Raw genomic sequence first — 22,488 nt, forward strand, 5'->3', positions numbered from 1 at the left:
GACGGATCCTTGCGCGCGCGGCGCCTAGCAGAAGCGCAGGGTGCAGGCCTGGCGCAGGGCGTTTTCGCTTTGCTCCAGCACGGCGAAAAGCTTGGCCACGGCCTGGGCCAGCTCCTCGGCGGAACGGTCGGCCGTGCTCGGAGACAGGCTGACCGACAGGCGGCCTGGCGGGTCGGCGGTGGCAGGAGCAGCAACGCCAGGGGCGCCAGGGGCAAAAGGTGCGGAGGAAGGAACGGCGGAAGCAGCGGCAGGCCGCCCTCCCTTGGCTGCCGGCGACCGCGCCGCGTCCAGCCGGGCCGCGGCCAAGTCCTCCACCACGTGCGCGGCCTCGCTGGCGGCGGTTGCGCCCACGCTGGCGCAGGTGCTCTTGAGGGAATGCGCCACGATGCGCAGGCCCGGCATGTCCCCCTGATCCAGGGCCTCGGCCAGGGCGGCGCGCTTGGCGGGCAGGTCGGCCAAAAACATCTCCAGCACCTCGGCCAGCAAATCCTCATAGCCGCCCAGCATCTCCGCCGCCTTGTCCAGGTCCGCCAGACCGGGGCCGGGCTCCTGCCGCGCGGCCGGGGCCTGCGCCACGGGCAAAACCAGCCCGGCCAGGGTTTCGCCCATGGTCTTGAAGCTGACGGGCTTGGGCAAGAAGCCGTTCATGCCCGCCTCGGCGCACTCTTTGCGGAAGCTCTCCAATACGTGGGCGGTCATGGCCAAAACGGTGACGCCCCGGTTCAGCTCGCCAGCCTCGCCCGCGCGCAGCAGCCGCGTGGCCGTCAGCCCGTCCATGCCAGGCATCTCCACATCCATCAGCACCAGGTCGAAACGCTCCCGGGACAACAGGGCCAGGGCCTCGCGCCCGTTGGCGGCGTGGGTCGCCTCGTGCCCCAGCCGGGAGAGGAAGCTCTTGGCGATGATGACGTTGGCCGGGGTGTCCTCGGCCAGCAGCACCTTCAGCGCGCGCGGCGCGGCGGCGGCCAGGGGCGGCGTTGCGTCCACCCCGGCGGAACCGCCCGCACCCGCGGCAGAAGCGCCGGTTGCGGGAATACCAGGTACGGGAGCGCCAGGGGAAGCACCCGCCGCAGCGCCGGAAAGGTCGCCATGCGCGTTGCCGGGCGCGTTGCCGGACGGGTCGCCGGGCGCGTTGCCTGACGGGCCGCCCCATGAGTCGCCAGGCGCTTTGTCGGCCAAGGCGGCGCTGGCCGCGCCGGTCACGCGCCGCGCGTCCGGCTGGGCATCAATGTCCTCCGCCCCCGGCGAGACGCCCGGGCCTTCCGCGCCCTGCGGCGCTTCCTGACTCTCCGGGTTGGCCGAACTGGCCGAGCTGGCCGGGCTGGCCGGGTTGGCCGAGCTGGCCGAGCCGTCCTCCACGGGCAGCGCAAAGGGCAGGTTCACATAAAAACTGCTGCCCTGGCCCGGCGTGCTGGCGAGCCATATCTCGCCGCCCATGCCCCGCGCCAGCTGGCGGCAAATGGCCAGCCCCAGCCCGGAGCCGCCGTACTTGCGCGAGGTGGAGCTGTCGGCCTGGGTGAAGTTCTCGAACATCAGCCCCTGCACCTCCAGGGGAATGCCGATGCCCGTGTCGCGCACGGAGAAAAGCAGGCGCACGCCGGGGCCGGTGTCCGCTCCGGCGTTGGCCCCGGTTTTGGCCCCGCCCTTGGCGTCGAGGTTCGCCAGCTCCACGGAGATGTCCACGCCGCCCTCGTGGGTGAACTTGAGCGCATTGGCCACGAGGTTGGCCAGAATCTGCCGCAGGCGGCCGGGGTCGCCCACCAGCACCGGCGGCACGCCCTGGTTCACGCGGGCCTCGAGCATCAGGCCGCGCCTGCCCGCCTCCAGTTGCGGATGCTCCAGCACGGCGTGCAGCAGTTCGCCCAGGTTGAAGGGCTCTCGCTCCAGGCGCAGGTGCCCGGCCTCCACGCGAGAGAGATCGAGCAGGTCGTTCAACAGGCTCAAAAGCCCCTGGCCCGACTGCCGCAGCGAGGCCAGGCAGCGGCCGCGCTCCTCGGCCGTGTCGGCCATCTCCGCCAGTTCGGAAAAGCCCAGGATGGCGTTCAGCGGGGTGCGTATCTCATGGCTCATCTTGGCCAGAAAATCGCTTTTGGCGCGGTTGGCGCTTTCCGCGGCCTCCTTGGCGGCCAGCACCTCGCGCTCCAGGCGCACGCGCTCGGTTATGTCCGTGCCGATGGCGCAGATCTTGTCCGGACGGCCCTCTGCGTCGCGCAGGGGGAATTTGCTGATGAGCAGCGTCACCTTGCGGCCGTCGCGCAGCACGGCGTCCTCGATCTTGGTGAGGGGCACGCCGGACTCCAGAATCTCCCGGTCCTCGCGCAGCACCGTGGCGGCCAGGTCCTTGTCGTACACCTCGGAAACCAGCCGGCCCACGGCGGCCCCGCGCCGCTCGCCCAGCTCCTCTATGCGCTTGCTGACCACCACGAAGCGGCTGTCCCGGTCGCGGATGGAAATGAACAGGGGGGCGTTGTCCAGAATGCTCTGCAAATGTCCGCTGGTGACGCGCAGCTTCTCCTGGGTCTGCTTGATGTCCGTGATGTCGGTGATGGTCTCCAGACGGGCCATGTGGCCGTCGACCCAGCGCAGGGCCTGCACGCGCACCAGGCTCCAGGTGTTGGTGCGCGGATCATGGTCCTCCCGCGTGAAGACCCCGGCCGAGTGCTCGTTCTCGTCCAGCAGCAGCCTGCGCGGGCAGCCCGGGCACTGGGACTCTCCCCCGTGCATGGCGGCCCAGCAGCGGCTGCCCACCAGCCCTTCGCCCGCGCGTTCGTGGGCGGCGCGGTTGGCGTACAAAATGAGGTCCGTCTCCGCGTCGGTCACCACAAGGGCGTCGGTCTGGTTGTCCAGCACGCGCAGAAAGCGCTCGTTGGCCTGGGCCAGCTCCAGCTCCGCGCGCTTGCGCTCGGTAAAGTCCGTGGCGAAGCCCTGCAGGCCCACGACCCGGCCCGCGTCGTCGCGCAGGGCCAAGGCGGAAAGCGTGGACCAAAACACGGAGCCGTCGCGCCGGCGCGAGGCGATCTCCACATTGCGCACGCGCCCGTCGCGCTGCAAAAGCGCCATGATGCGCGGCCGGAGCTCCGGGTCCACATAGACCTGGGAGCCGATGTCCGTCACCCCGTCCTGCAGCTCCTCCAGGCTCTCGTACCCGAACATGCGCAGCATGGCCGGGTTGGCCTCCAGAAAGCGGCCCGCCGCGGAGGACACGAAGTAGCCCTCGAGGGAGTTCTCCAGAATGAGCCGCACCTTGAGCTCCGCCTGGCGCAGGGCCAGGGTGGAGGTCTCCAGCGAGGCGGCCATGCGGTCCACGCCCTTCGCCACCTCGGCCAGTTCGCCGGAGGCGTCGCTGTTGATGCGGTGGGACAGGTCGCCCGCGCCCAGGCGGCGGGTGGCCTCCAGAATCTCGCGCGCCGGGCCGATGATGATGCCCCGGGCCGAAAGAATGGCCCCAAGCAGGCCAAGCAGCGCGGCCACGGCCAGGCCGACGACGCTGCGCCGGACGTTTTTCTCCGCCGGGGCCAGGGCCTGCTCCACGGGAATGCCGACGCGGACGAACAGCTCACGGCCAGGCTGGCGGGTCAGCACGCTGTAGGAGCAGATGGCCACGGCGCCGTCCGGACCGGTCTCCTCGGTGACGTCGTGGCCCTGGAGCACGCCGCGCAGAATCTCGCGGATGCCGGGTATGTCTTTTGCATTATTTTCGCCCGTGTCCGGAAACCAGGCCTGCGCCACGCCGTCTGAGCCCAGGATGGCCGCCGCGGCTCCGGCCGGCAGGGAAGGACCGCCGGCCAGTTGGCCGAACCAGCGGTAGTCGAAGGCGAGGTCCAGGATGCCCACGGCGCGGCCGGTGTCGTCAAAGACGGGACAGGCCAGAATGAGGGCCGGGGCGTTGGTGACACGGCTTTCCACCGGCTCGCCCTGGATGCAGGCCATGCTTTGCAGCGTCTGCTGGAACCAGAGCCTGTCGGCCACGTTGCTGTGCGCCCCGCCGGACCAGGACGAGGCCACGGGGTTGCCGTCCAGGTCATACAGGGTGCAGGCGGTGTACACGGGGGATTGGCGGATGACGTCGCGCAGGATGGGCATTGCCGCGGCCGCGTCCATGCCGCGCACCTGGGGCAGGCGGGTCAGGCCGGTGAGCAGTTGGCGCGCGCCGGAGATGTCCTCCCGGCCTTGGCCGGCCATGTTCTCCGAGAGCAGGTGCAGCTGTTGCACGGCCTCGGCGCGCAGGCTTTTGCGCAGCTCGTTGTGCTGCAGCATGGCCACGACCACGGCGGGCACAAGGGCCAGCAGCACGACGAAGGTCAGCCGGAACGTGAGATTTTGGCGCAGCTGCGGCTTCATGGCCTCTCCCGCGCGGGCCGGTCTGCGGCCCACAGGCGAGAGGTAGCAGCATTGATTTTTCGGCACAAGGGCGCGGGCAAAAATGCGTAGTCGGGACACGCCGCTCTGCGCAGCTTGCCCCGGCCTGGACCACGGGCCCGGCCCATGCTATCTGAACGCGGCGCGCCTCTGCGACGCCAAAAGGATGCCGATGACGCAAGAAAGCAATGGCCCGCCGCCGGGCCTGCCGGAAACCGAACACCACCGCTATGCCCGCATTCTGCTGGGCATAACCATAGCGGGCGCGCTGTTCCTGGCCGGGCAGGCCGTGCGCTGGTGGCAGGAGCACAGGCAGACCGGACGGCTGGAGAACGCCGTGCACGAGGTCTACCGCCGCGCCCTTGCGGGCGATCCTGGCCGCTCGCCCTACGGGCGGCTGCAGTTCGAGCTGGGCAAGCTCAAGGCCCAGTCCTCCCAGCGGCTGGACATGGTGGAGCTCTTGGCCGCGCTCTCGCGCCGCGCGCCCGAGGGCGTGCGCATCACCTCCGTCTCCATGGCCACGGCCAGCGGCGTGGTCACCGGCGTGGCCGCCACGGCGGAGGACTACCAGCGCTATCAGGCCGCCCTGGCCGCAGAGGCCACCTTCACCTTTTCCGTCAGCAAGGCCGACACCCTTTCACAGCCTGTGCGCTTTGAACTGGCCGTGAAGGTGCGCGACCGGGCCGCCCCGCCCAAGGGAGACGACCAGTGAGCTGGAAGAACGGTCCCTGGCGGATGGTGGCACGGCTGACGCACCTTGAGGCCGCGGCGCAGCGGCGGCTCTGGCGCATGCTCATTTTCGGCTGGAGCGTGCTTCTGCTCGCCTCCTGGGCGGCCTTGTCCGCCTTTACCCGCGCCGAGGAAAAAACCGGCGAGGAAGCCGGGCAGACTTACGTCACCGTGGCCCCCCTGGCCGCGGAGGTCATGGAGATGCACGACCGCAAGGGCCAGCTGGAGGGCCAGCCGCCCCTGGTGGCGGCGGAGCAGATAGCCCGCGCCGCGGGCGTGACGCCGGAGCGCCTGCGCATCCAGCTTCTCTCGAACCAGCCCGCCCCGAGCCAGCCGACGCCGGCCCGGTCCGACACGGACCCGCAGGCGACGGCGCGGCCGAGCCAGACCCTTTCGCTGCACGCCCAGGGGCTGACCCTGCGCGAACTGGTGGAGGTGCTGCGCGACCTGCGCATCGAGGCCGGGCTGAGCACAGTCTCCGCCCATTTGGCCCCCACCCCCGGCGCGGACAACCTCATGGACCTCGACATGGTCCTTTCCCGCTAGCAGGACCCCATGGGCACAGACACGCACAAAACGGCCAAGGCGCCCGGACTCGGCGGCGCGGGCATCCTCGGGCTCATCCTCGGCTTTTTGGCCGGGGTGGTGCTGTACCTGCCGTGGGACACCGTGTGGGACATGGGCCTTCGGCGTCTCGTGGCCGGCAGGCCCGACCTGCACATCACCTGGCAGAGCATCGACCGCGCCACGCCGCTGGGCTTCCGCATCAACGGCCTGGTCATGGGCTCGCCCCGGTGGCCGGTCTCGCCGCGCGCGCAGTGGGTCGAGGTGCGCCTGGGCGTGAGCCCGCAGCTCACCGTCCGCGCGGACACGGGCGGCCGCGAGCTCAGGCTGGTCTATCTCGACACCGGGGATTTCGACGTGCGCGGCGCGGCCAACCTGGCCTGCCTGGGCCGCCGCGACATTCTGGGCAGCGTGGAGGTGCGCGCGGAAGGCCGCGTTCCGCCCGGGGCCAACGCCCTGGACCACGGCTTCCTCGATCTGCGCGGCAAGGCCTTGCAGCTGCCCGGCGGCCTGTGGCTGGGCGACGCGGTGCTGGCCGTGGAATACAAGGAAAACGCCCTGCGCATCCGCAACTTCACATTGCGCGAGCCCATGCAGGTGCGCGCGGAAGGCGTGGCCCTGTGGCGGCCCGACGCGTTCTTGGCCTCCACCTACGCCGTGGCGGGCGAAATCGTCCGCGGACGCGACTCCGTGCCCTTCAGCGCCCAGGGCGCCCTGGGCGATTTCTTCGGCGAGACGCTGCCCCCGGAGTGATTTGCCCTTGGCCGCGAAAACGGCTAAACGCTCTGCCTTGAGAGAGCCCCGCCCTGCGCCGCGCCACGGCTGCCCGGCGACCCGCGCCCGGACCAACCCCTAACGTCGATGCAGGCAGCAGGTCATGACGCCCACCTTTCCCCGGTACACCAAGCTCAGCGAGCTGCTCGACGACCGCCCGGACCTCGCGGCGGACTGGCGCGCCCTGGCCCTCATCCTGACCCTCGGCTACTGCGTCACCGTGGCGGTGCACCTGCTGGGGCTGCCCAACTGGGAAGGCCCGTCGTACTGGATCAACGGGGAGCGCATCCTCTCCACCCACGACGCCTACTGCTGGCTGGCCGGGGCCAAGGGCGTCAACGGCTACGCGCAGTTCGGCATGGCCGCCCTGGCCCGGCTTTTGTCCACACTCACGGGCCAGCCTTTGTGGAGCATCGGCTTCTGGGCGCCGCCGTTTCTGGCCGCGCTCACGGCCGTGGCCACGGGACTGTGGGCCTGGCGCCTGGCCGGACGCCGCGCCATCCTCATTCCGTCCCTGCTCGGCGCGCTTTCGCCCGGCTTTTTTTTCCGCTCGCGCCTGGGCTATTACGACTCCGACGTGTTCACCCAGCTGATGCCCCTGGTGCTGGGGCTCTTGCTGGCCACGCTTCTTGCGCCGTGCTGCGCCCGTGCCTGGGCCGCCTCCGGGGCCGAACGCGAACGCGCGGGCGAGCCCCTGCCGCGCCTGCTGCCCTGGCTGGCTTTCGGCTTCGGCCTTGTGGCGCGCGTGGCCCACTTCGCCCACGACGACGTGCAGCCGCTGGGCGTGGGGCTGTTCTGGCTGGCCCTGGGGCTCGCGGCCGTCACCGGCCTGCGCGGCAAACGCGTGGCCGCCCTGCGCCTGCTGTTGATCTACGGCCTTGCGGGCTACGCCGGGCCGCGCCATTTCGGCGTCGCGGTCTTTGCGCCCGGCCTGGCGGATCTGCTCGGTCTGGCCCTGGCCGCCCTGCTGGCCTGGCTCTTGTGGCTGCGCCCCGCCGATGAACACGGCTACGCCGCCCGGCTGCACACGTGGTTCGTCACCTGGCGCGACAAGCCCTGGCCCTGGCTCGCGGCCCTGGCCGTTCTGGCCCTGGCCTGCGGGCTTTTGCTGCCCCTGGGCGCGTTCTGGGCCAAGGCCCTCAGCTACTTCAAACCCGTGGCCGACGCGGCCCTGGCCCACGGCCCCAGCTACCCCGGCATCACCCAGAGCATCCGCGAGGCCAAGAACGTGGCCGACGTGGGCACTGTGCTGGCCGGCATGTCCATGAGCGCCACCCTGGGCGTTTTGGGGCTGCTCGGCGTGGCCGCGCTGCTGGCGCTGCGCCCGGCCTTCCTGCTTCTTGCGCCCACCATGGCCCTGGGCTTCGCCAGCCTGGTGCTGGGCACGCGCTTCACCATGTTCGGCGGGCCGGTGCTGGCCCTGGGGCTGGGCATCGGCATCCACTGGGCCGCCAAGGCCTTGACGCTGCGCTTCGGCCTTGCGCCGCGCCTGGCCCTTTGGGCGCAGACCGTGGTGGCCCTGGGCTGCCTGCTTTTGGCCTATGTGCCCGTGTACTCCACGGCGCGGGGCACCTCGGTGCTTTCCCCGGCGCACGCCCAGGCCCTCTTGGCCTACCGCGAGCTGGCCCCAAAGGACGCCGAGCTGTGGACCTGGTGGGACTACGGCTACGCCAGCCAGTATTTCGGCGAGCGCATGACCCCCTCCGACGGGGGCAAGCACGCCGGGCGCGACATCTTCGCCACGGCCCTGGTCCTCTCCACGGACAGCTTCCGTCAGGCGGCGCAGGTTATCCGCCTTTCCGCCAGCCAGGGCAACGACCCCGCCCGCCGCTGGGACACCATGACCGCCGAGGCCGTGCGCGACGAAATCGACGGCCTGCGCGAACGCGACCAGGTCCTGCCCCCGGCCCGGCCCCAGCACTTGGTGGCCACCTGGGACAATCTGGTGCTGCTGTACTGGATAAGCTACTACGGCTCCTGGGACGTGGTGGCCGGCGCGGGCAGGCACGCCAGCGTCAGCGTCCTGCGCGACCCCGTCGACATCGACGAGACCAACGGCACCTTCACCCGCAAGAAAAACGGCGTCACACTGCCTCTTGCCAGCGCGGAGATCTTGTCCGAAAAGGGGGTGGAGCGCATCGCCATGCCCGAACACCCCGGCGAGGCGCATCTTTTGGTCAACAGCCTTGCGGGCCAGGCCATGCTGCTGGACGACGCGGCCTACAACAGCATGGCCGTGCAGCTGCTCATCGGCGATCCGGAAAGGCCGGAGCAGGCGCGTTACTTCAAACTTTTGCACGAGGGCTTTCCCCTGGTGCGCATATACGAAGTCCTGCCGGGGCCAGCGGCCCGGGAACAGGCGAAGGTGGAAAACAAATGAGCATTCCCTTCATCGATCTCAAGACCCAGTACGCCCGCATCGCCGACAAGGTGGGGCAAGGCATCGACGGCGTGCTGCAATCCGGCGCCTTCGTCAACGGCCCGGACATCGCCAAACTGGAGAAGCGCCTGGCCGAATTTTCCGGCACGCGCTTCGCCGTGGGCTGCGCCTCCGGCACGGACGCGCTCATGATGGCCCTCATGGCCCTCAAGGTCGGCCCGGGCGACGCGGTGTTCTGCCCGCCCTTCACCTTCATGGCCACGGCCGAGGTCGTCGCGCTTCTGGGCGCAACCCCGGTGTTCGTCGACATCGACCCCGTGACCTTCAACATGGACGCCGCAAAGTTCGAGCTGGCCGTGCGCGCCGTCGAGGCCGACGACAGCTCCATCTACCCCCTGCCCGCGCACACCGGCAAATTGACGCCCAAGGCCGTCATGCCCGTGGATCTCTTCGGCCTGCTGGCCGACTACGAGGCCATTTTGCCCGTTGCCGCCAACCACGGCCTCTTTGTGGTGGAGGACGCGGCCCAGGCCTTTGGCGCCACGGTGGAGATGGGCGGCGTGACGCGCCGCGCAGGCAGCTTCGGCCAAATCGCCTGCACCTCGTTCTTCCCGGCCAAGCCGCTGGGCTGCTACGGCGACGGAGGCATGTGCTTCACCGACGACCCGGAGCTTTTGGAGCTTTTGCAGTCCATCCGCGCCCACGGCCAGGGCCGCGACAAGTACGAGAACGTGCGCCTGGGCGTCACCGGCCGGCTCGACACCATGCAGGCGGCCGTGCTGCTGGCCAAGATGGACATCTTCGAGGACGAGACGCGCCTGCGCCAGGACGTGTTCCGCCGCTACGCCGACCTCTTGGGCAGCATTCCCGGTCTGACCCTGCCCACCGTGCCCGCCGGGCACCTTTCCGTGTTCGCCCAGTACTGCATCCTGGCCGAGTCCGGCGAGCACCGCGCCCAGCTTTTGGAACGGCTCAAGGCCGGCGGCGTGCCTTCCAGCATCTACTACCCCACGCCGCTGCACCTGCAGCCGGCCTTCGCCAACCTGGGCTACGCGCGCGGCGCCATGCCCGCCAGCGAAGCCGCGGCCGACCGCGTGTTCAGCATCCCCATGCACCCCTACCTGACCGCGGCGGTGCAGGGAGAGATCGCCGACGCCCTGGCGGGATAGGAGCCACATGCAGAAACTCTGGCGTCTGCTGCCCAAGCTGGCCGTGCCCGCCATCATGGGGCTGGGGCTCGCCTACCTGGCCACCAGCTTCCTGCCCCGGCCGGAGCCCACGCTGCGCCCGCCGGAGGAACTGCGCGCCCACGGCCAGGGCATGGATGAGGATTCGCCCGTGCGCGCCATTTTGGAGCGCAACGTGCTGCACCTCAAGTCGCCGCCCTTTACGCCGCCAAACAGTCCTCTGGCCTCGCCGGATGCTCCGGTGGAGGCCGCCGCGGCCATCGCCCGGCCATCGCTGCCGGGCGCGGCCTTTTCACCGCCCGATCCCGTGCTCGCCCCCAAGGGCGCGCCGGGAGCGGCGGCCGGAGCCACGCCGCCCGTCTCCGGCGGCCCCAGCGTGCAGGGTCTGGTGGCCGCAGCCGCCCAGCCCAGCGCCGCCCTGGGCGCCCCCGCAAACTTCGAAGCCTTCCGGCTCGTGGGCGTCATGGCCGGCGGCCAGGCTCCCGTGGCCATGCTCCAGGTGGAGGGCAAGGCATTATCCTTGCATCCGGGAGAGCAGGCCCGCGGCTGGACCCTGGCCGAGGTGCGCCCCGATCAGGTTCTGCTCCGGCGCGGACAGGTGAGCCGCTGGCTCAAGCTCGCGCCCCAGGCGGCTCCCTAAACAAAGGGCGGAAGCGGCCGATAAGGCTTAAGGTGTTCACAATCTTCGTTTTCCCATTCTTGGGCGGCGTTCAGCATATGGAGAAACCGCATGCATCTGCGTAAACGCATCATCGTCACCGGCGGCGCTGGTTTTCTCGGCTCGCACCTTTGCGAGCGTCTGTTGGCTGACGGTCACGAGGTCCTCTGCATAGACAATTTCTTCACAGGCGCGCGCTTCCACGTGGAGCACCTGCTGGGCGAAAGCCGCTTCGAGCTTCTGCGCCACGACATAACCTTTCCGCTCTATGTCGAGGCCGACGAGATCTACAACCTGGCCTGCCCGGCCTCGCCCATCCACTACCAGCACGACCCCGTGCAGACCACCAAGACCTGCGTGCACGGCGCCATCAACATGCTCGGGCTGGCCAAACGCCTGCGCGCGCGCATCTTCCAGGCCTCCACCAGCGAGGTGTACGGCGACCCCGCCCCGGACATGCACCCACAGCCGGAGGAATACTGGGGCAACGTCAACCCCATCGGGCTGCGCTCCTGCTACGACGAGGGCAAGCGCTGCGCCGAAAGCCTGTTCTTCTCCTACCACCGGCAGCACGGCATCCCCATCAAGGTGGGGCGGTTGTTCAACACCTACGGCCCGCGCATGCACCCCAACGACGGCCGCGTGGTCTCCAACTTCATCGTCCAGGCGCTGCAGAACAAGCCCATCACCGTCTACGGCGAGGGCCAGCAGACGCGCTCCTTCTGCTACGTGGACGACCTGGTGGAGCTCATGGTGCGCTTCATGGACAGCGAGGACGCCTTCATCGGCCCCATGAACATGGGCAACCCCGGCGAATTCACCATCATGGAGCTGGCGCAGAAGGTCATCGCCATCACCGGCAGCGCGTCCAAGATCATCTGCGAGACGCTGCCCGCCGACGACCCACGCCAGCGCAAGCCGGACATCACCCTCGCGCGGGAGAAGTTCGGCTGGGAACCCAAGGTCGCCCTGGAGGACGGCCTGAAGAAGACCATCGCCTATTTCGACATGCTGCTGAAGGAAGGCGCGCCGAGCTACAGGCTCTAGCCCCGGCGCGGAAGAAGAAGAGCGGAGCGGGCCGCGCGCCCCCCCGCCAAGGCCCGGCCGCAGCGTCGGTTTCGTCAACAGAAGAGGTGCCCATGCCGCCCAAAACCGTCTCCCTCATCGTGCCCACGTATAACCAGGCCCAGTACCTGCGCGTGTGCCTCGACTCCATCTGGTTCCAGGACTACCCGGAGCTTGAGGTCATCGTGGTCAACGACGGCTCCTCCGACGCGACGGCCGAGACGCTGCGCGGGTTCGAGCGCGCCCTGGCCGAGGACACCGTGTCCTACGCCTCCTATTACGACGCGGAGAAGAACGTCATCGAGCGCGTGTACGAGCCGCGCTACCCGCAAACCGGGCGCACCCTGCGCATCATCCACCACGAGAAGAACAAGGGCCTGGCCCCGGCGCTGAACACCGGCTTTTCCGCGGCCACGGGCGAATACTGCACCTATGTGCCCTCGGACGACGCGCTTTTGCCTTCCATGATCACCGAGATGGTGGCCGAGCTGGAGCGCGGCGCGGATTTCGTCTACGCCGACATGGCCATAGTGGACGACGCCGGGCACTGGGTGCGTCGCTTCGCCCTGCCGGACTACTCCTTCCAGCGCTGCTTCAAGGACTGGTACCTGTGCGGCGTGGCCAAGCTGTACAAGACCGGGCTGCACAAACGCTTCGGCCTTTATGACGAAAGCCTGCTGGCCCACGACCACGAGCTGTTCCAGCGCTTCGCCGAGGGCGGCGCGGTCATGGTCCACATTCCCCGCGTGCTCATGTACGTGCGCGACCACGCCAAGCGCGAGGTGGACATCCACGCCCCCACCAGCTGGAACCGCCTGCTGGAGGAGTCCAAGGTGCTGGTGGCCAGGGCGCGCGCGGCGAAATAGCGGCGCAATTTTCCGCGGTCCGCGCCATGGGCCGGGCGAGGTCAATATTCAGCACGCCAGCAGAGCGCCGCTGGCGCTCATGGAGAAACAATGACGGCCAAGGTCGCATTCATCACCGGCATCACCGGCCAGGACGGAGCCTATCTCGCGGAGTTTCTGCTGGAGAAGGGCTACACCGTGCACGGGCTCAAGCGGCGCAGCTCCCTGTTCAACACCGGGCGCATAGACCACCTGTACCAGGACCCGCACCAGCAAAGCCGCCGGTTCATTCTGCACCACGGCGACATGACCGATTCCTTGAGCCTTCTGCGCATCATCCAGCGCATCCAGCCCGACGAAATATACAACCTCGCGGCCCAGAGCCATGTGGCCGTCTCCTTCGAGGAACCGGAATACACCGCCAACTCCGACGCCCTGGGCACCCTGCGCGTGCTGGAGGCCATCCGCATCCTGGGGCTGGAGGCCAAGACCCGCTTCTACCAGGCCTCCACCAGCGAGCTGTACGGCCAGGTGCGCGAGTCGCCGCAGAACGAGAACACGCCCTTCTACCCCCGCAGCCCCTACGCCGCGGCCAAGCTCTACGCCTACTGGATCACGGTGAACTACCGCGAGGCCTACGGCGTGCACGCCAGCAACGGCATCCTGTTCAACCACGAATCGCCCGTGCGCGGCGAGACCTTCGTCACCCGCAAGATAACCCGCGCCCTGGCGCGCGTGAAGCTGGGCCTGCAGGACTGCCTCTACCTGGGCAACCTGGACGCCAAGCGCGACTGGGGCCACGCGCGCGACTACGTCGAGGCCATGTGGCTCATGCTCCAGCAGGACAAGCCCGACGACTACGTCATCGCCACCGGGCAGCAGAAAAGCGTGCGCGACTTCGTCAACGCCGCCGCGGCCGAGCTGGGGCTGGAATTTTCGTGGCAGGGCCAAGGGGTTGAGGAAAAGGCCCTGGACGCCGGCGGCGTGTGCCGCATCGCCATCGACCCGCGCTACTACCGCCCCACCGAGGTGCAGACCCTGCTGGGCGACGGGACCAAGGCCCGGGAGCGCCTGGGCTGGACCGCCCGCACCGGCTTTGACGAGCTGGTGCGCGAGATGGTGCGCGAGGACCTGAAGGACGCCAAGCGCGACGAGCTGGTGAAGAAGCACGGCTATACGGTGTGCGATTACAACGAGTAGGACGGTTTGATGCGCAAGGACAGCAGGATCTTCGTCGCCGGACACAGGGGGCTGGCCGGTTCGGCCCTGGTGCGGGCGCTTGCGGCCCGGGGCTACGCCAACATCATCACCCGCGCGCATGACGAGCTCGACCTGACGGACCAGGCCGCGGTGCGCGCCTTTTTCCAAGGCGAGCGGCCGGAGCACGTGTTCCTGGCCGCGGCCAAGGTGGGCGGCATCCACGCCAACAGCGCCTACCCGGCGGAGTTCATCCGCATCAACCTGGCCATCGAGACCAACGTCATCCACGAGGCCTGGGCCGCCGGGGTGGACCGCCTGCTGTTCCTGGGCAGCAGCTGCATCTACCCGCGCCTGTGCCCCCAGCCCATGCGCGAGGAGCACCTGCTCTCCGGCCCCTTGGAGCCCACCAACCGGGCCTACGCAGTGGCAAAAATTTCCGGCATCGAGATGTGCGCCAGCTACAACCGGCAGTACGGCACGCGCTTTCTCGCCGCCATGCCCACCAATCTGTACGGCCCGGGCGACAACTACGACCCCGAGAACTCCCACGTCATCCCGGCGCTCATCCGCAAGATGCACGAGGGCAAGACCAGCGGCGCGGCCCAGGTTGTGGTTTGGGGCACGGGCACGCCCCGGCGCGAATTTCTGCACAGCGACGACATGGCCGCGGGCTGCCTGCACCTCATGACCCTGCCGGACGACGAATACTCCGTGCTGCTGGGCCAAGGGCAGTGGCCGCTCATCAACGTGGGCGGCGGCGAGGACATGACCATCGCCGAGGCGGCGCACCTGGTGGCGCAGGTTGTCGGCTACGAGGGCGAGCTGGTCTTCGACGCCTCACGGCCGGACGGCACCCCGCTGAAGCGCCTGGACGTCTCGCGCCTGTTCGCCCTGGGCTGGCGGCCGCGCGTGGAGCTGCGCCGCGGCCTGGAAAGGTCCTATGCGGATTATGTTGCGCGGCTGGCAGGATAACGCCCATTGGCGGCATTTGCCTTGCATATTTAGAAGAATCGGAATGAACAGGGCCGGCGCGCAGCCGGCGGAACCCCGGCAGGGGCGCGGGAGAGCGGAACGATGAAGGAGGTCACAACAGGCGGTGCGGCGCGGCGCAAGGTCGTCGCCATCATCACCGCGCGCGGCGGCTCCCGGGGCATACCGGGAAAAAACCTCGCCGACCTGGGCGGCAAGCCGCTCATCGCCCATTCCATCCTCGCCGCCCTCAACTGTGCGCTCATCAACCGGGTCATCGTCTCCACGGACAGCGAAGAAATCGCCGCGGTCTCGCGCCAATGGGGTGCGGAAACGCCCTTCATGCGCCCGGCCTCGCTCTCCGGCGACACGGCCTCCATCGGCGACGTGGTGCAGCACGCGCTCCAGGCCCTGCGCAACGCCGAGGGCTACGCGCCGGAGGCCTACGTCAACCTGTACCCCACCCACCCGTTCCGCTCGCGGGAGCTTATGCAGACCCTCACGGCCAAGCTGCTTGAGGGCTACCGCAACGTGCGCACGGTCCGGGTGCTGGCTCCCCGGGCATTCAGCCATTTCGTGCCGTCCGGGTCCGGCGGCCTGCGCTCGCTGGACGAAGACGGCAGGTTCGGCTCGCGTCTTTTCTACCGCAATTACGGGCTGTACGTGGGCGCGCGGTGCCAGGGCGGAACGCGGGAATTTTATCTGCGCCCCCTGCGCACGGAGGCGGAGCTCATCGACATCGATGAACCGCAGCACCTGTGCCGCGCCAACGAACTCATTTGCGCCTGGGATCCGGAGGCGGCGACGCCCCGAGTCCCGGCAGCGCAGGCCGTGACGGAGCAGTCCGTTGCCGGCAGGTAAAGCCATGAAGCCGCTTCTGGCCATTCCCTGCCACGGCCTGCCGCCGGAGGGCGCACAGCACGCCCTGGACCGCACCCTGGCCCTGCTGGACGGGCTTGGCTTGGCCGTGCATGTGTTCCACGCTCCCGGCCAAGCGCTGCGCCTGCCGCCCGGCGTGCGGGGCCACCAGCTTTCCACCGGGCCGGAAACCTGCGCCACGTTGCCCGCCGGCTGGCTGGCCGCGGCCGAAATCCTTCGTGGGCTCAAGGCGGAAGCCGTCCTGTTCGTCACCCCCCGCAACCCGAACCTGACCGCCGGACGCGTGGCCGAGGCCTTGGAGCGCCTGGCGGGCGCAGGAACCGGGAACGGAGCGGACGTGCTGCTCTCCGTGGCGCCCTGCCGCGACCACCCCTGCCAATGGCAGGAATATCTCGACATCGTCGCCTGCCAGGCGTTTTCACCGGTCGATCCCGACGCCGCGCAGGCGTGCGCGGCCGTGGCTGCGGCCGCTGGGCTGACCGGCCGCGCCCATGCTTCCGCGCCGTTCCGCATGCCCTCAAGCGCACCCTGGCCGCAAAATGCGGACGGAGACGAGGGCGGCGTTTTTGAATGGCTGGGCAGCGCCAGCCGCCTTGTGCGCCTGGCCCCTGGCGCGCAGGCGCAACCGCTCTCCGCCCACGGGCGGGTGTTCCTGCGCCGCGAGGACGGCATTTTCGTCCGCCAAGTGGTGTTCTGCGAGCAGGACCTTGCCGCCATGCCGCTGCTGCGGCCGGTGGGCGAAGGCCCGGCGTGCTTTGTCCGCCAGGGCGCCGATTGGCTCATGGGCGCCGGGACGAAGCTCCTCGCCGCCACCCGCAACCAGCTTTTTCCCCTGCCGGACAAACGGCAGCCCCAGAACTTGGAACGGTCCCTGATCCTGCGCAACCAAACGCTGGAAGCGGGCAGCTTCACGGCCGCCGGCGGTGTCTTCCGCAAGGCGGGAACCGTGCCGCCCCAGACCGGTTCCCCGGTGTTCGTGCTGAACGCCCTGGCCCCGGCGCAGCTGCCCCAGGCGGACATCTTCATTCCCTTCACCTCGGCCTGCGGCGGCTGGGAGCTGGATTACCGCATCATGGCCGCCGTCAACTGCGCCACGGGGAAACGCATCCACGGCCGGCAGTCTTTTCCGGATGTGCTGGAGCTGGAGGGTTCGCTGCTGGGCTTTTCCGCCGCGGGCCTGCGCGACCCCTTGTCCGCCCTGAACGCGGTCACGGGGATGGAGTTCGTCGTTCTGAATGACCAGGAGCGCCTGACAGAGGATGCCTGCGGTGCGCCGGGGGTGTCTGGCCGGGGCGGACCCGGCCGGGACTGGACGGGGCTTGGCTGGGCCGAATCGGACAGGGCCGAATCGGACTGGACGGAATCGGCCTGGGCGGAATCGGATGGTCCGCACGGATCGGAGACATCCACCGGGCAAAGCACCGCCCCGCAGCCCGGGGCGGCTCTGCCGGCGGACCTGCTGTCGGCCCTGGACGAGGCGCGGTCGGAACTGGCCCTGGCCCGCGCGGCCCTGGGGGGCGAGCCATCCGGCGCGGCCCGTCCGCATGGGGAAAAGGCTTTGGCCGCCCTGGCCGAACTGCGCCGGCTGCATGCCGCGCTGACTTTCGAATTCGCCCTTGTGGACAGGCAGCTGCGCGAGGTCGATTTGGGGGTGGAGCTGCTGCCCCTGCGCATCCACTCCATCCACTGGGCCAAGCTGCTCTCGCTCTTGCCTGCGGACTTCGAGCGCGTGGAGCTGCCCCGGCTGCTGGAGGACCTGCTGGAGCTTTGGGAAAAGCTGAGCCAGGACGCCCAACCCGGCATGTCCGCCCTGCCTTCCACCCACGCAGCCCTGGCGGGCATGCGGCAACACGCACGCGCCGCCGCGCTGCCGGGGGGGTGGTCGGCTGGGCTGCCGCTTCTGCTGGCGCGCCGGGACATGTTCGACGAGGCCGAGGCCTTGCTGGATGAACAATATCGCCAATCGCCCTGGCTGCAAGACGAGTATGCGCGCATCGCCGTGGAGTGCTTCCGGCCCCGGCTCCGCTTCGACGAATATCTCCGCTGGCTGGAGCGCGACGCCCTGGCTGGGCGCATGTCGCCGCGCTGGCTGTACCACTATTGCGAGGCCCTGGCCGTGTGCAAGCGGGAGAAGGAGGCCCTGGCCCTCACCGCGGCGGCCTACGCCAAGCAGCCCTCGCTGCGCAGCCATTACGCCATCATCGCCGTGTGGCGCTTCGCCCTGCGCGACTTCGACCCGGCCCGGGCGCTGCCGATTTTCGAGTTGGACCAGCGCGAAGGACGGCTTGGCGAGGAGTATGCGCCGCTGTATGCCGCGGCCTTGGCCTACACGGGCGAGCTGGAACACGCCAACGACATCGTGGAGCGCGCGTACGTCAAAAATGTGGCGGTTGCCAACGGCTATGCCATGATCGGCTGGCATCATCACTATCTGCTGCGGCACGACGCCAGGGCGGCGCTGTCCTTGTTCGACAGGGACGCGGGCCTGGGCCGCCTTGACGCCTCGTGGATGAATTATCAGGCCATGCTGCACGCCTTTCTGGGCGACATGGAAACCGCCGAGCGCATGGTGCTGGAGACGTATGACCGCTCGCCCCTGCACTGCAACTGCCTTGCCCAGTTGGGGACGACGCACTGGCTTGCCCACCGCGACACGGACCGCGCGCTGGAGCTGTTCCGGCGCGACGACGAGCTGGGCCGCCTGCGCAGCACCGACATGCTGCTGGTGCGCCGGGCCTTCCAGGCTCTGGCCGCGCAAGGCAAGGAGGAGGGCCGCGGCGAGCCCGTCGCGCAGCTGACTCTGGACTTGTGCGTTGCCCGCCTGGGCATGCTGGGGTATCGGCAAGAGGACGTGCAGGCGCTGATGCCCGCTTCCTTCCGCGGACAATGCCCGGAACCGGCGGCGGCCACGCGCGGACGGAACGCTTGAAGCGGCAACCAGAGGATGCGGCATGATCGTGAACATCATCATTCAAGCCCGGATGAGCTCCCGGCGCTTTCCCGGCAAGATGCTGGCGCCCTTTTTGGGGCGGCCGCTGCTGGCCCAGGTGGCGCGGCGGCTGGAGCCCGTGCCGGGAATAGCCGCCCGCGTGCTGGCCACCAGCCGGGAGGAGTCCGACGACCCGCTGGCCCTGTATGCGCAAAGCCTGGGCCTCGCCGTTGTGCGCGGTCCGCTGGAAGACGTTCTGGGCCGCTTCGACCTGGCCCTGACCGAGCACCCCTGCGAGGCGTTTTTCCGCGTCTGCGCGGACAGCCCCCTGCTGGAGCCGTTTCTGTTCGTCAAGGCGCTGGAGGTGTTCGCCCGTGGCCAGGCGGACCTGGTGACCAATGTTTTTCCGCGCACCTACCCGCCGGGTTTGAGCGTGGAGCTGCTGCGCACCTCGGTTTTCCGGAACATGGCGCAGCGGGCCGCCGCCCCGGAGGACCGGGAGCACGTGACGCGCTACCTGTACGCCCACCCGGAATTCTGCCGCATCAGCAACATCGAGAGCCTGCGCCCGGCCGATCCGGACCTGCGCTTGGCCGTGGATGAGCCGGGCGACATGGAGCGGCTGGAAAAGTGGCGGCAAAGCAACGGCGAGTACCCCTGCGCGGGGTTCCGGGAGTGAGGCCATGAGCGCAAACGGCAAGAAGCTCGGCGTGGCCGTGGTGGGCCTGGGCGTCGGCGAGCAGCACGCGCGGGCCTACCTGCGCGAGGGCGGCTGCCGGCTGCTGTGGCTGCACGACCTGGACCGCGCCAAGGCCGAGACCCTGGCCGCCACCCTGGGCGCGGGCCGCGTGGCCCCGTCCTTCGAGGCCATCCTGGCCGACCCCGAGGTGGACACCATTTCCCTTGCGACATATGATGCCGACCACGCAGGACAAGTTGCGGCGGCTTTGGCCGCGGGCAAGCACGTCTTTGTGGAAAAGCCCGTGTGCCGCACCATGGACGAGGTCCGGCGTGTGCGGCAAGCCTGGTTGGAGGCCGGCGGTCCAGACCGGGCCCTTTCCTCCAACCTTGTGCTGCGCGCCGCGCCCCTGTACCGCCGCCTGCGCGCCGCCCTGGACGAGGGCGCTCTGGGGCGCATCTACGCCCTGGACGGCGAATACCTCTACGGACGCCTGCACAAAATCACCCAGGGCTGGCGCAGCGTGGAGCGGGACTATTCCGTCATGGCCGGGGGCGGCGTGCACCTCATCGACATGGCGCTGTGGCTCACCGGGTTGCGGCCCGTGCGCATCTCTGCGGTGGGCAACGCCATCTGCACCGAGGGCACGGCCTTCCGCCACCAGGATTTCGTCACCGCCACGGCGGAGCTGACCGGCGGCGCCATCGCCCGGTTCACGGCGAATTTCGGCTGCGTGCACAGGCACCAGCACGTGCTGCGCATTTACGGCACCAAGGGCACATTCATCTACGACGACGCGGGAGCCCGGCTGCACGCCAGCCGCGACCCGGCCGAGCCGCCGCAGCTTTGGACCGAGGCTCCGCTGCCTGCGGGCAAAGGCGATCTCATTGCCGATTTTGTGCGCGGCATACGGGAAGGGCGCGATTGGGCACGGGAAGTGCAAACGATGCTGGACGTTGTGGCCGTATGTGCGGCCAGCGACGAAGCCCTGCGCGACAGGCGCACTGTACAGGTGGAGTATTCATGACGCAGATACGCAAAATTCCCTTTGGCAGGCCGTGGATAGGCGACGAGGAACGGCAGGCCGTTCTGGAGGTGTTGAACGGCGATATTTTGGCGCATGGCCCGCGCGGCAAGGCCTTTGAGGAGGACTTCGCCGCGTTTCTGGGCCAGGGCGCACACTGCGTGTCCATGAGCTCGTGCATGGCCGCGCTGCACATGGCCTATTTTTCCCGGGGCATCGGCCCTGGCGACGAGGTGGTGGTTCCGGCGCTGACCCACGTGGCCACGGCGCACGCGGTGGCAGCCGTCGGCGCCACGCCCGTGTTCGCCGACGCCGAGCCGCTGACCGGAAACATCACCGCCGAAGCCATGGCGCGGGCCATAACCCCGCGCACCAAGGCCCTCACCCTGGTGCACTATCTGGGCATTCCCTGCGAAATGGACGCCATCATGGACCTGGCCAGGGCCCACGGGCTTTATGTGGTGGAAGACTGCGCCCTGGCCGTCGGCACGCGCTACAAAGGCGTGCACGCGGGCCTGTGGGGCGATGCGGGCTGCTTCTCCTTCTATCCGGTCAAGCACATCACCACGGCGGAGGGCGGCATGCTCTCCTGCCGCGACGCGGACATGGCCAAGCGCATCGCCCGCAAGCGGGCCTTCGGCGTGGACCGCACCTACACCGAACGCAAGGTGCCGGGCTACTACGACGTGGTGGAGCTGGGGCTCAACTACCGCATGAGCGAACTGAACGCCGCCCTGGGCCGCGCGCAAATGCTGCGCCTGCCGGAGATTCTGCGCCGCCGCGCCGAAAACTTCGCCCTGCTCAAGGCCGGTCTGGCCGGGGTGGACGAAACGCGCGTCCTCGACTCCCAGAACGCGGCGGCCGAGAACAGCCACTACTGCCTTTCCCTGGTTCTTTCCGGCCCGCTCGCGCCGCGGCGCAACGAGCTCATCGCCGCGCTCAACGCCGCGGGCATAGGCACCAGCATCTACTATCCGCAGCCCGTGCCCCGCATGAGCCATTACCAGAGCCTCGCCCCATACTCGCCCGGGGACTTCCCCGTGGCCGAGCAGATCAGCGACGGAAGCATCGCCCTGCCTGTGGGGCCGCACCTGGGGGCGGAGGACATGAATTACATTGCGGAGCACGTTTGCAAAACGCTCCGCTCCTACCTGTAGACTTCGAGGAGGCCGCATGGACAGCAACGCAATCGAGATCAAGGGCCGCAAAGTCGTTCTCATCGGCGGCGCGGGCTTCATCGGGCACAATCTGGCCCTGGAGCTCAAGCGGCGCGGTGCCGAGGTTTCGGTCATCGACGGGCTGGAGGTGAACAACCTGCTTTCGCTTTACAGCGCAAACTACGCAGGACAAGAGCGCGACCTGTACATCCACATCGTGCAGAGCAGGCTGAAGCTGCTGCAGGAGGCGGGCGTGCCGCTGTATGTGGAGGACGTGCGCGACTACTTCCGCCTGAGCAACGTGCTGGACAAGATCAAACCCCAGGTGGTGGTGCTGCTGGCCGCCATTTCCCACGCGGGCAAATCCAACAAGGACCCGTACAGCACCTTCGACCACAGCTTCCGCACCCTGGAGAACGCCCTGGACAACGCCCGCGGCAGGGCGGAGCAGTTCATCTACTTCTCCTCCAGCATGGTGTACGGCAATTTCGAAACCGACACCGTCAACGAGGAAAGCCCCTGCAACCCGCTGGGCATTTACGGCGCGCTCAAGTTCGGCGGAGAAAAGCTCGTCATCGCCTACAATCAGGTGTTCGGCCTGCCATACACCATCATCCGGCCCTCGGCCCTGTACGGCGAGCGCTGCATCAGCCGCCGGGTGGGGCAGATATTCATCGAAAACGCCCTGCGCGGCCAAGACATCACCATCAAGGGCGACGGCGAGGAGTGCCTGGACTTCACCTACATCGGCGACATGGTCCACGGCATCTGCCAAGCCATCACCCGGCCCGAGGCCCGCAACGAGATCTTCAACATGACCTACGGCCAGGGCCGCAGCCTGAACTCCATGGCCGCCATGGTGCAGAAGCACTTCCCCGGCATCAGCATCAAGCACATTCAGCGCGACGCCCTGGTGCCCGAGCGCGGCACCCTCTCCGTGGACAAGGCCAAGCGGCTCATCGGCTACAATCCGTCCAATCCGCTGGAGGTGGGCTACGAGCACTACATCCAGTGGTACAAGAAGCTCTTTGCCGAGCTGCAGCCCAAGGCCCGGGGCCTGGCGTCCCAGCTCAACGACTAGGATCGGGAG

Annotated in this window: 17 protein-coding genes; 16 read left to right on the plus strand and 1 reads right to left on the minus strand. The window is 68.8% G+C overall.

Going from position 1 to position 22,488, the window contains the following annotated elements; all coding sequences use genetic code 11:
* Positions 1 to 24: 24 nt before the first annotated feature.
* Positions 25 to 4,341 (minus strand): PAS domain S-box protein, encoded by a 4,317-nt coding sequence (locus ACYQ4W_RS11480; protein ID WP_459856663.1) that lies wholly within the window; start codon positions 4,339 to 4,341, stop codon positions 25 to 27.
* 190 nt (positions 4,342 to 4,531) lie between these two features.
* On the opposite strand from ACYQ4W_RS11480, the gene ACYQ4W_RS11485 reads away from it, so the two are divergent.
* The 16 genes from ACYQ4W_RS11485 (at position 4,532) to ACYQ4W_RS11560 (ending at position 22,479) form a co-directional block, all read left to right on the plus strand.
* Positions 4,532 to 5,071 carry a hypothetical protein gene (locus tag ACYQ4W_RS11485; RefSeq protein WP_459856665.1) on the plus strand — a complete coding sequence of 180 codons (540 nt, stop codon included), beginning with the start codon at positions 4,532 to 4,534 and terminating at the stop codon, positions 5,069 to 5,071.
* Complete coding sequence (locus tag ACYQ4W_RS11490; protein ID WP_459856667.1) at positions 5,068 to 5,634, plus strand: hypothetical protein; 567 nt, start codon at positions 5,068 to 5,070, stop codon at positions 5,632 to 5,634. Before ACYQ4W_RS11485 ends, ACYQ4W_RS11490 begins: the two co-directional genes overlap by 4 nt.
* 9 nt (positions 5,635 to 5,643) lie before the next feature.
* On the plus strand, positions 5,644 to 6,405 hold the full coding sequence (locus ACYQ4W_RS11495) for a hypothetical protein (RefSeq protein ID WP_459856669.1): 762 nt from the start codon (positions 5,644 to 5,646) through the stop codon (positions 6,403 to 6,405).
* 124 nt (positions 6,406 to 6,529) lie between these two features.
* Positions 6,530 to 8,806: an STT3 domain-containing protein gene (locus tag ACYQ4W_RS11500; protein WP_459856671.1), complete on the plus strand. Its 2,277-nt coding sequence runs from the start codon at positions 6,530 to 6,532 to the stop codon at positions 8,804 to 8,806.
* A complete protein-coding gene (locus tag ACYQ4W_RS11505) occupies positions 8,803 to 9,975 on the plus strand; it encodes a DegT/DnrJ/EryC1/StrS family aminotransferase (protein WP_459856674.1) in 1,173 nt (390 codons plus the stop codon). Before ACYQ4W_RS11500 ends, ACYQ4W_RS11505 begins: the two co-directional genes overlap by 4 nt.
* Positions 9,976 to 9,982: 7 nt before the next feature.
* On the plus strand, positions 9,983 to 10,633 hold the full coding sequence (locus ACYQ4W_RS11510) for a hypothetical protein (protein WP_459856676.1): 651 nt from the start codon (positions 9,983 to 9,985) through the stop codon (positions 10,631 to 10,633).
* A gap of 90 nt (positions 10,634 to 10,723) precedes the next feature.
* Positions 10,724 to 11,698, plus strand: a complete 975-nt coding sequence (locus ACYQ4W_RS11515) for a UDP-glucuronic acid decarboxylase family protein (RefSeq protein ID WP_459856678.1) — start codon at positions 10,724 to 10,726, stop codon at positions 11,696 to 11,698.
* A 92-nt stretch (positions 11,699 to 11,790) separates the two neighbouring features.
* Positions 11,791 to 12,582, plus strand: a complete 792-nt coding sequence (locus tag ACYQ4W_RS11520; protein WP_459856680.1) for a glycosyltransferase — start codon at positions 11,791 to 11,793, stop codon at positions 12,580 to 12,582.
* Positions 12,583 to 12,672: 90 nt separating this feature from the next.
* Positions 12,673 to 13,761, plus strand: a complete 1,089-nt coding sequence (gene gmd / locus ACYQ4W_RS11525; protein WP_459856683.1) for a GDP-mannose 4,6-dehydratase — start codon at positions 12,673 to 12,675, stop codon at positions 13,759 to 13,761.
* Positions 13,762 to 13,770: 9 nt separating this feature from the next.
* Positions 13,771 to 14,733 carry a GDP-L-fucose synthase family protein gene (locus ACYQ4W_RS11530; protein WP_459856686.1) on the plus strand — a complete coding sequence of 321 codons (963 nt, stop codon included), beginning with the start codon at positions 13,771 to 13,773 and terminating at the stop codon, positions 14,731 to 14,733.
* A 102-nt stretch (positions 14,734 to 14,835) separates the two neighbouring features.
* Positions 14,836 to 15,591 (plus strand): acylneuraminate cytidylyltransferase family protein, encoded by a 756-nt coding sequence (locus tag ACYQ4W_RS11535; RefSeq protein ID WP_459856688.1) that lies wholly within the window; start codon positions 14,836 to 14,838, stop codon positions 15,589 to 15,591.
* 4 nt (positions 15,592 to 15,595) lie between these two features.
* Positions 15,596 to 18,538: a hypothetical protein gene (locus ACYQ4W_RS11540; protein WP_459856691.1), complete on the plus strand. Its 2,943-nt coding sequence runs from the start codon at positions 15,596 to 15,598 to the stop codon at positions 18,536 to 18,538.
* A gap of 22 nt (positions 18,539 to 18,560) precedes the next feature.
* Entirely contained in the window at positions 18,561 to 19,217 is a 657-nt protein-coding gene (locus ACYQ4W_RS11545; RefSeq protein WP_459856693.1) for a cytidylyltransferase domain-containing protein, read from the plus strand.
* 4 nt (positions 19,218 to 19,221) lie between these two features.
* On the plus strand, positions 19,222 to 20,244 hold the full coding sequence (locus tag ACYQ4W_RS11550) for a Gfo/Idh/MocA family protein (RefSeq protein WP_459856695.1): 1,023 nt from the start codon (positions 19,222 to 19,224) through the stop codon (positions 20,242 to 20,244).
* Positions 20,241 to 21,398: a DegT/DnrJ/EryC1/StrS family aminotransferase gene (locus ACYQ4W_RS11555; protein ID WP_459856697.1), complete on the plus strand. Its 1,158-nt coding sequence runs from the start codon at positions 20,241 to 20,243 to the stop codon at positions 21,396 to 21,398. The genes ACYQ4W_RS11550 and ACYQ4W_RS11555 overlap by 4 nt, the downstream gene beginning before the upstream one ends.
* A gap of 16 nt (positions 21,399 to 21,414) precedes the next feature.
* Complete coding sequence (locus tag ACYQ4W_RS11560) at positions 21,415 to 22,479, plus strand: NAD-dependent epimerase/dehydratase family protein (RefSeq protein ID WP_459856700.1); 1,065 nt, start codon at positions 21,415 to 21,417, stop codon at positions 22,477 to 22,479.
* Positions 22,480 to 22,488: the final 9 nt, after the last annotated feature.

The organism is Humidesulfovibrio idahonensis, assembly GCF_054657715.1.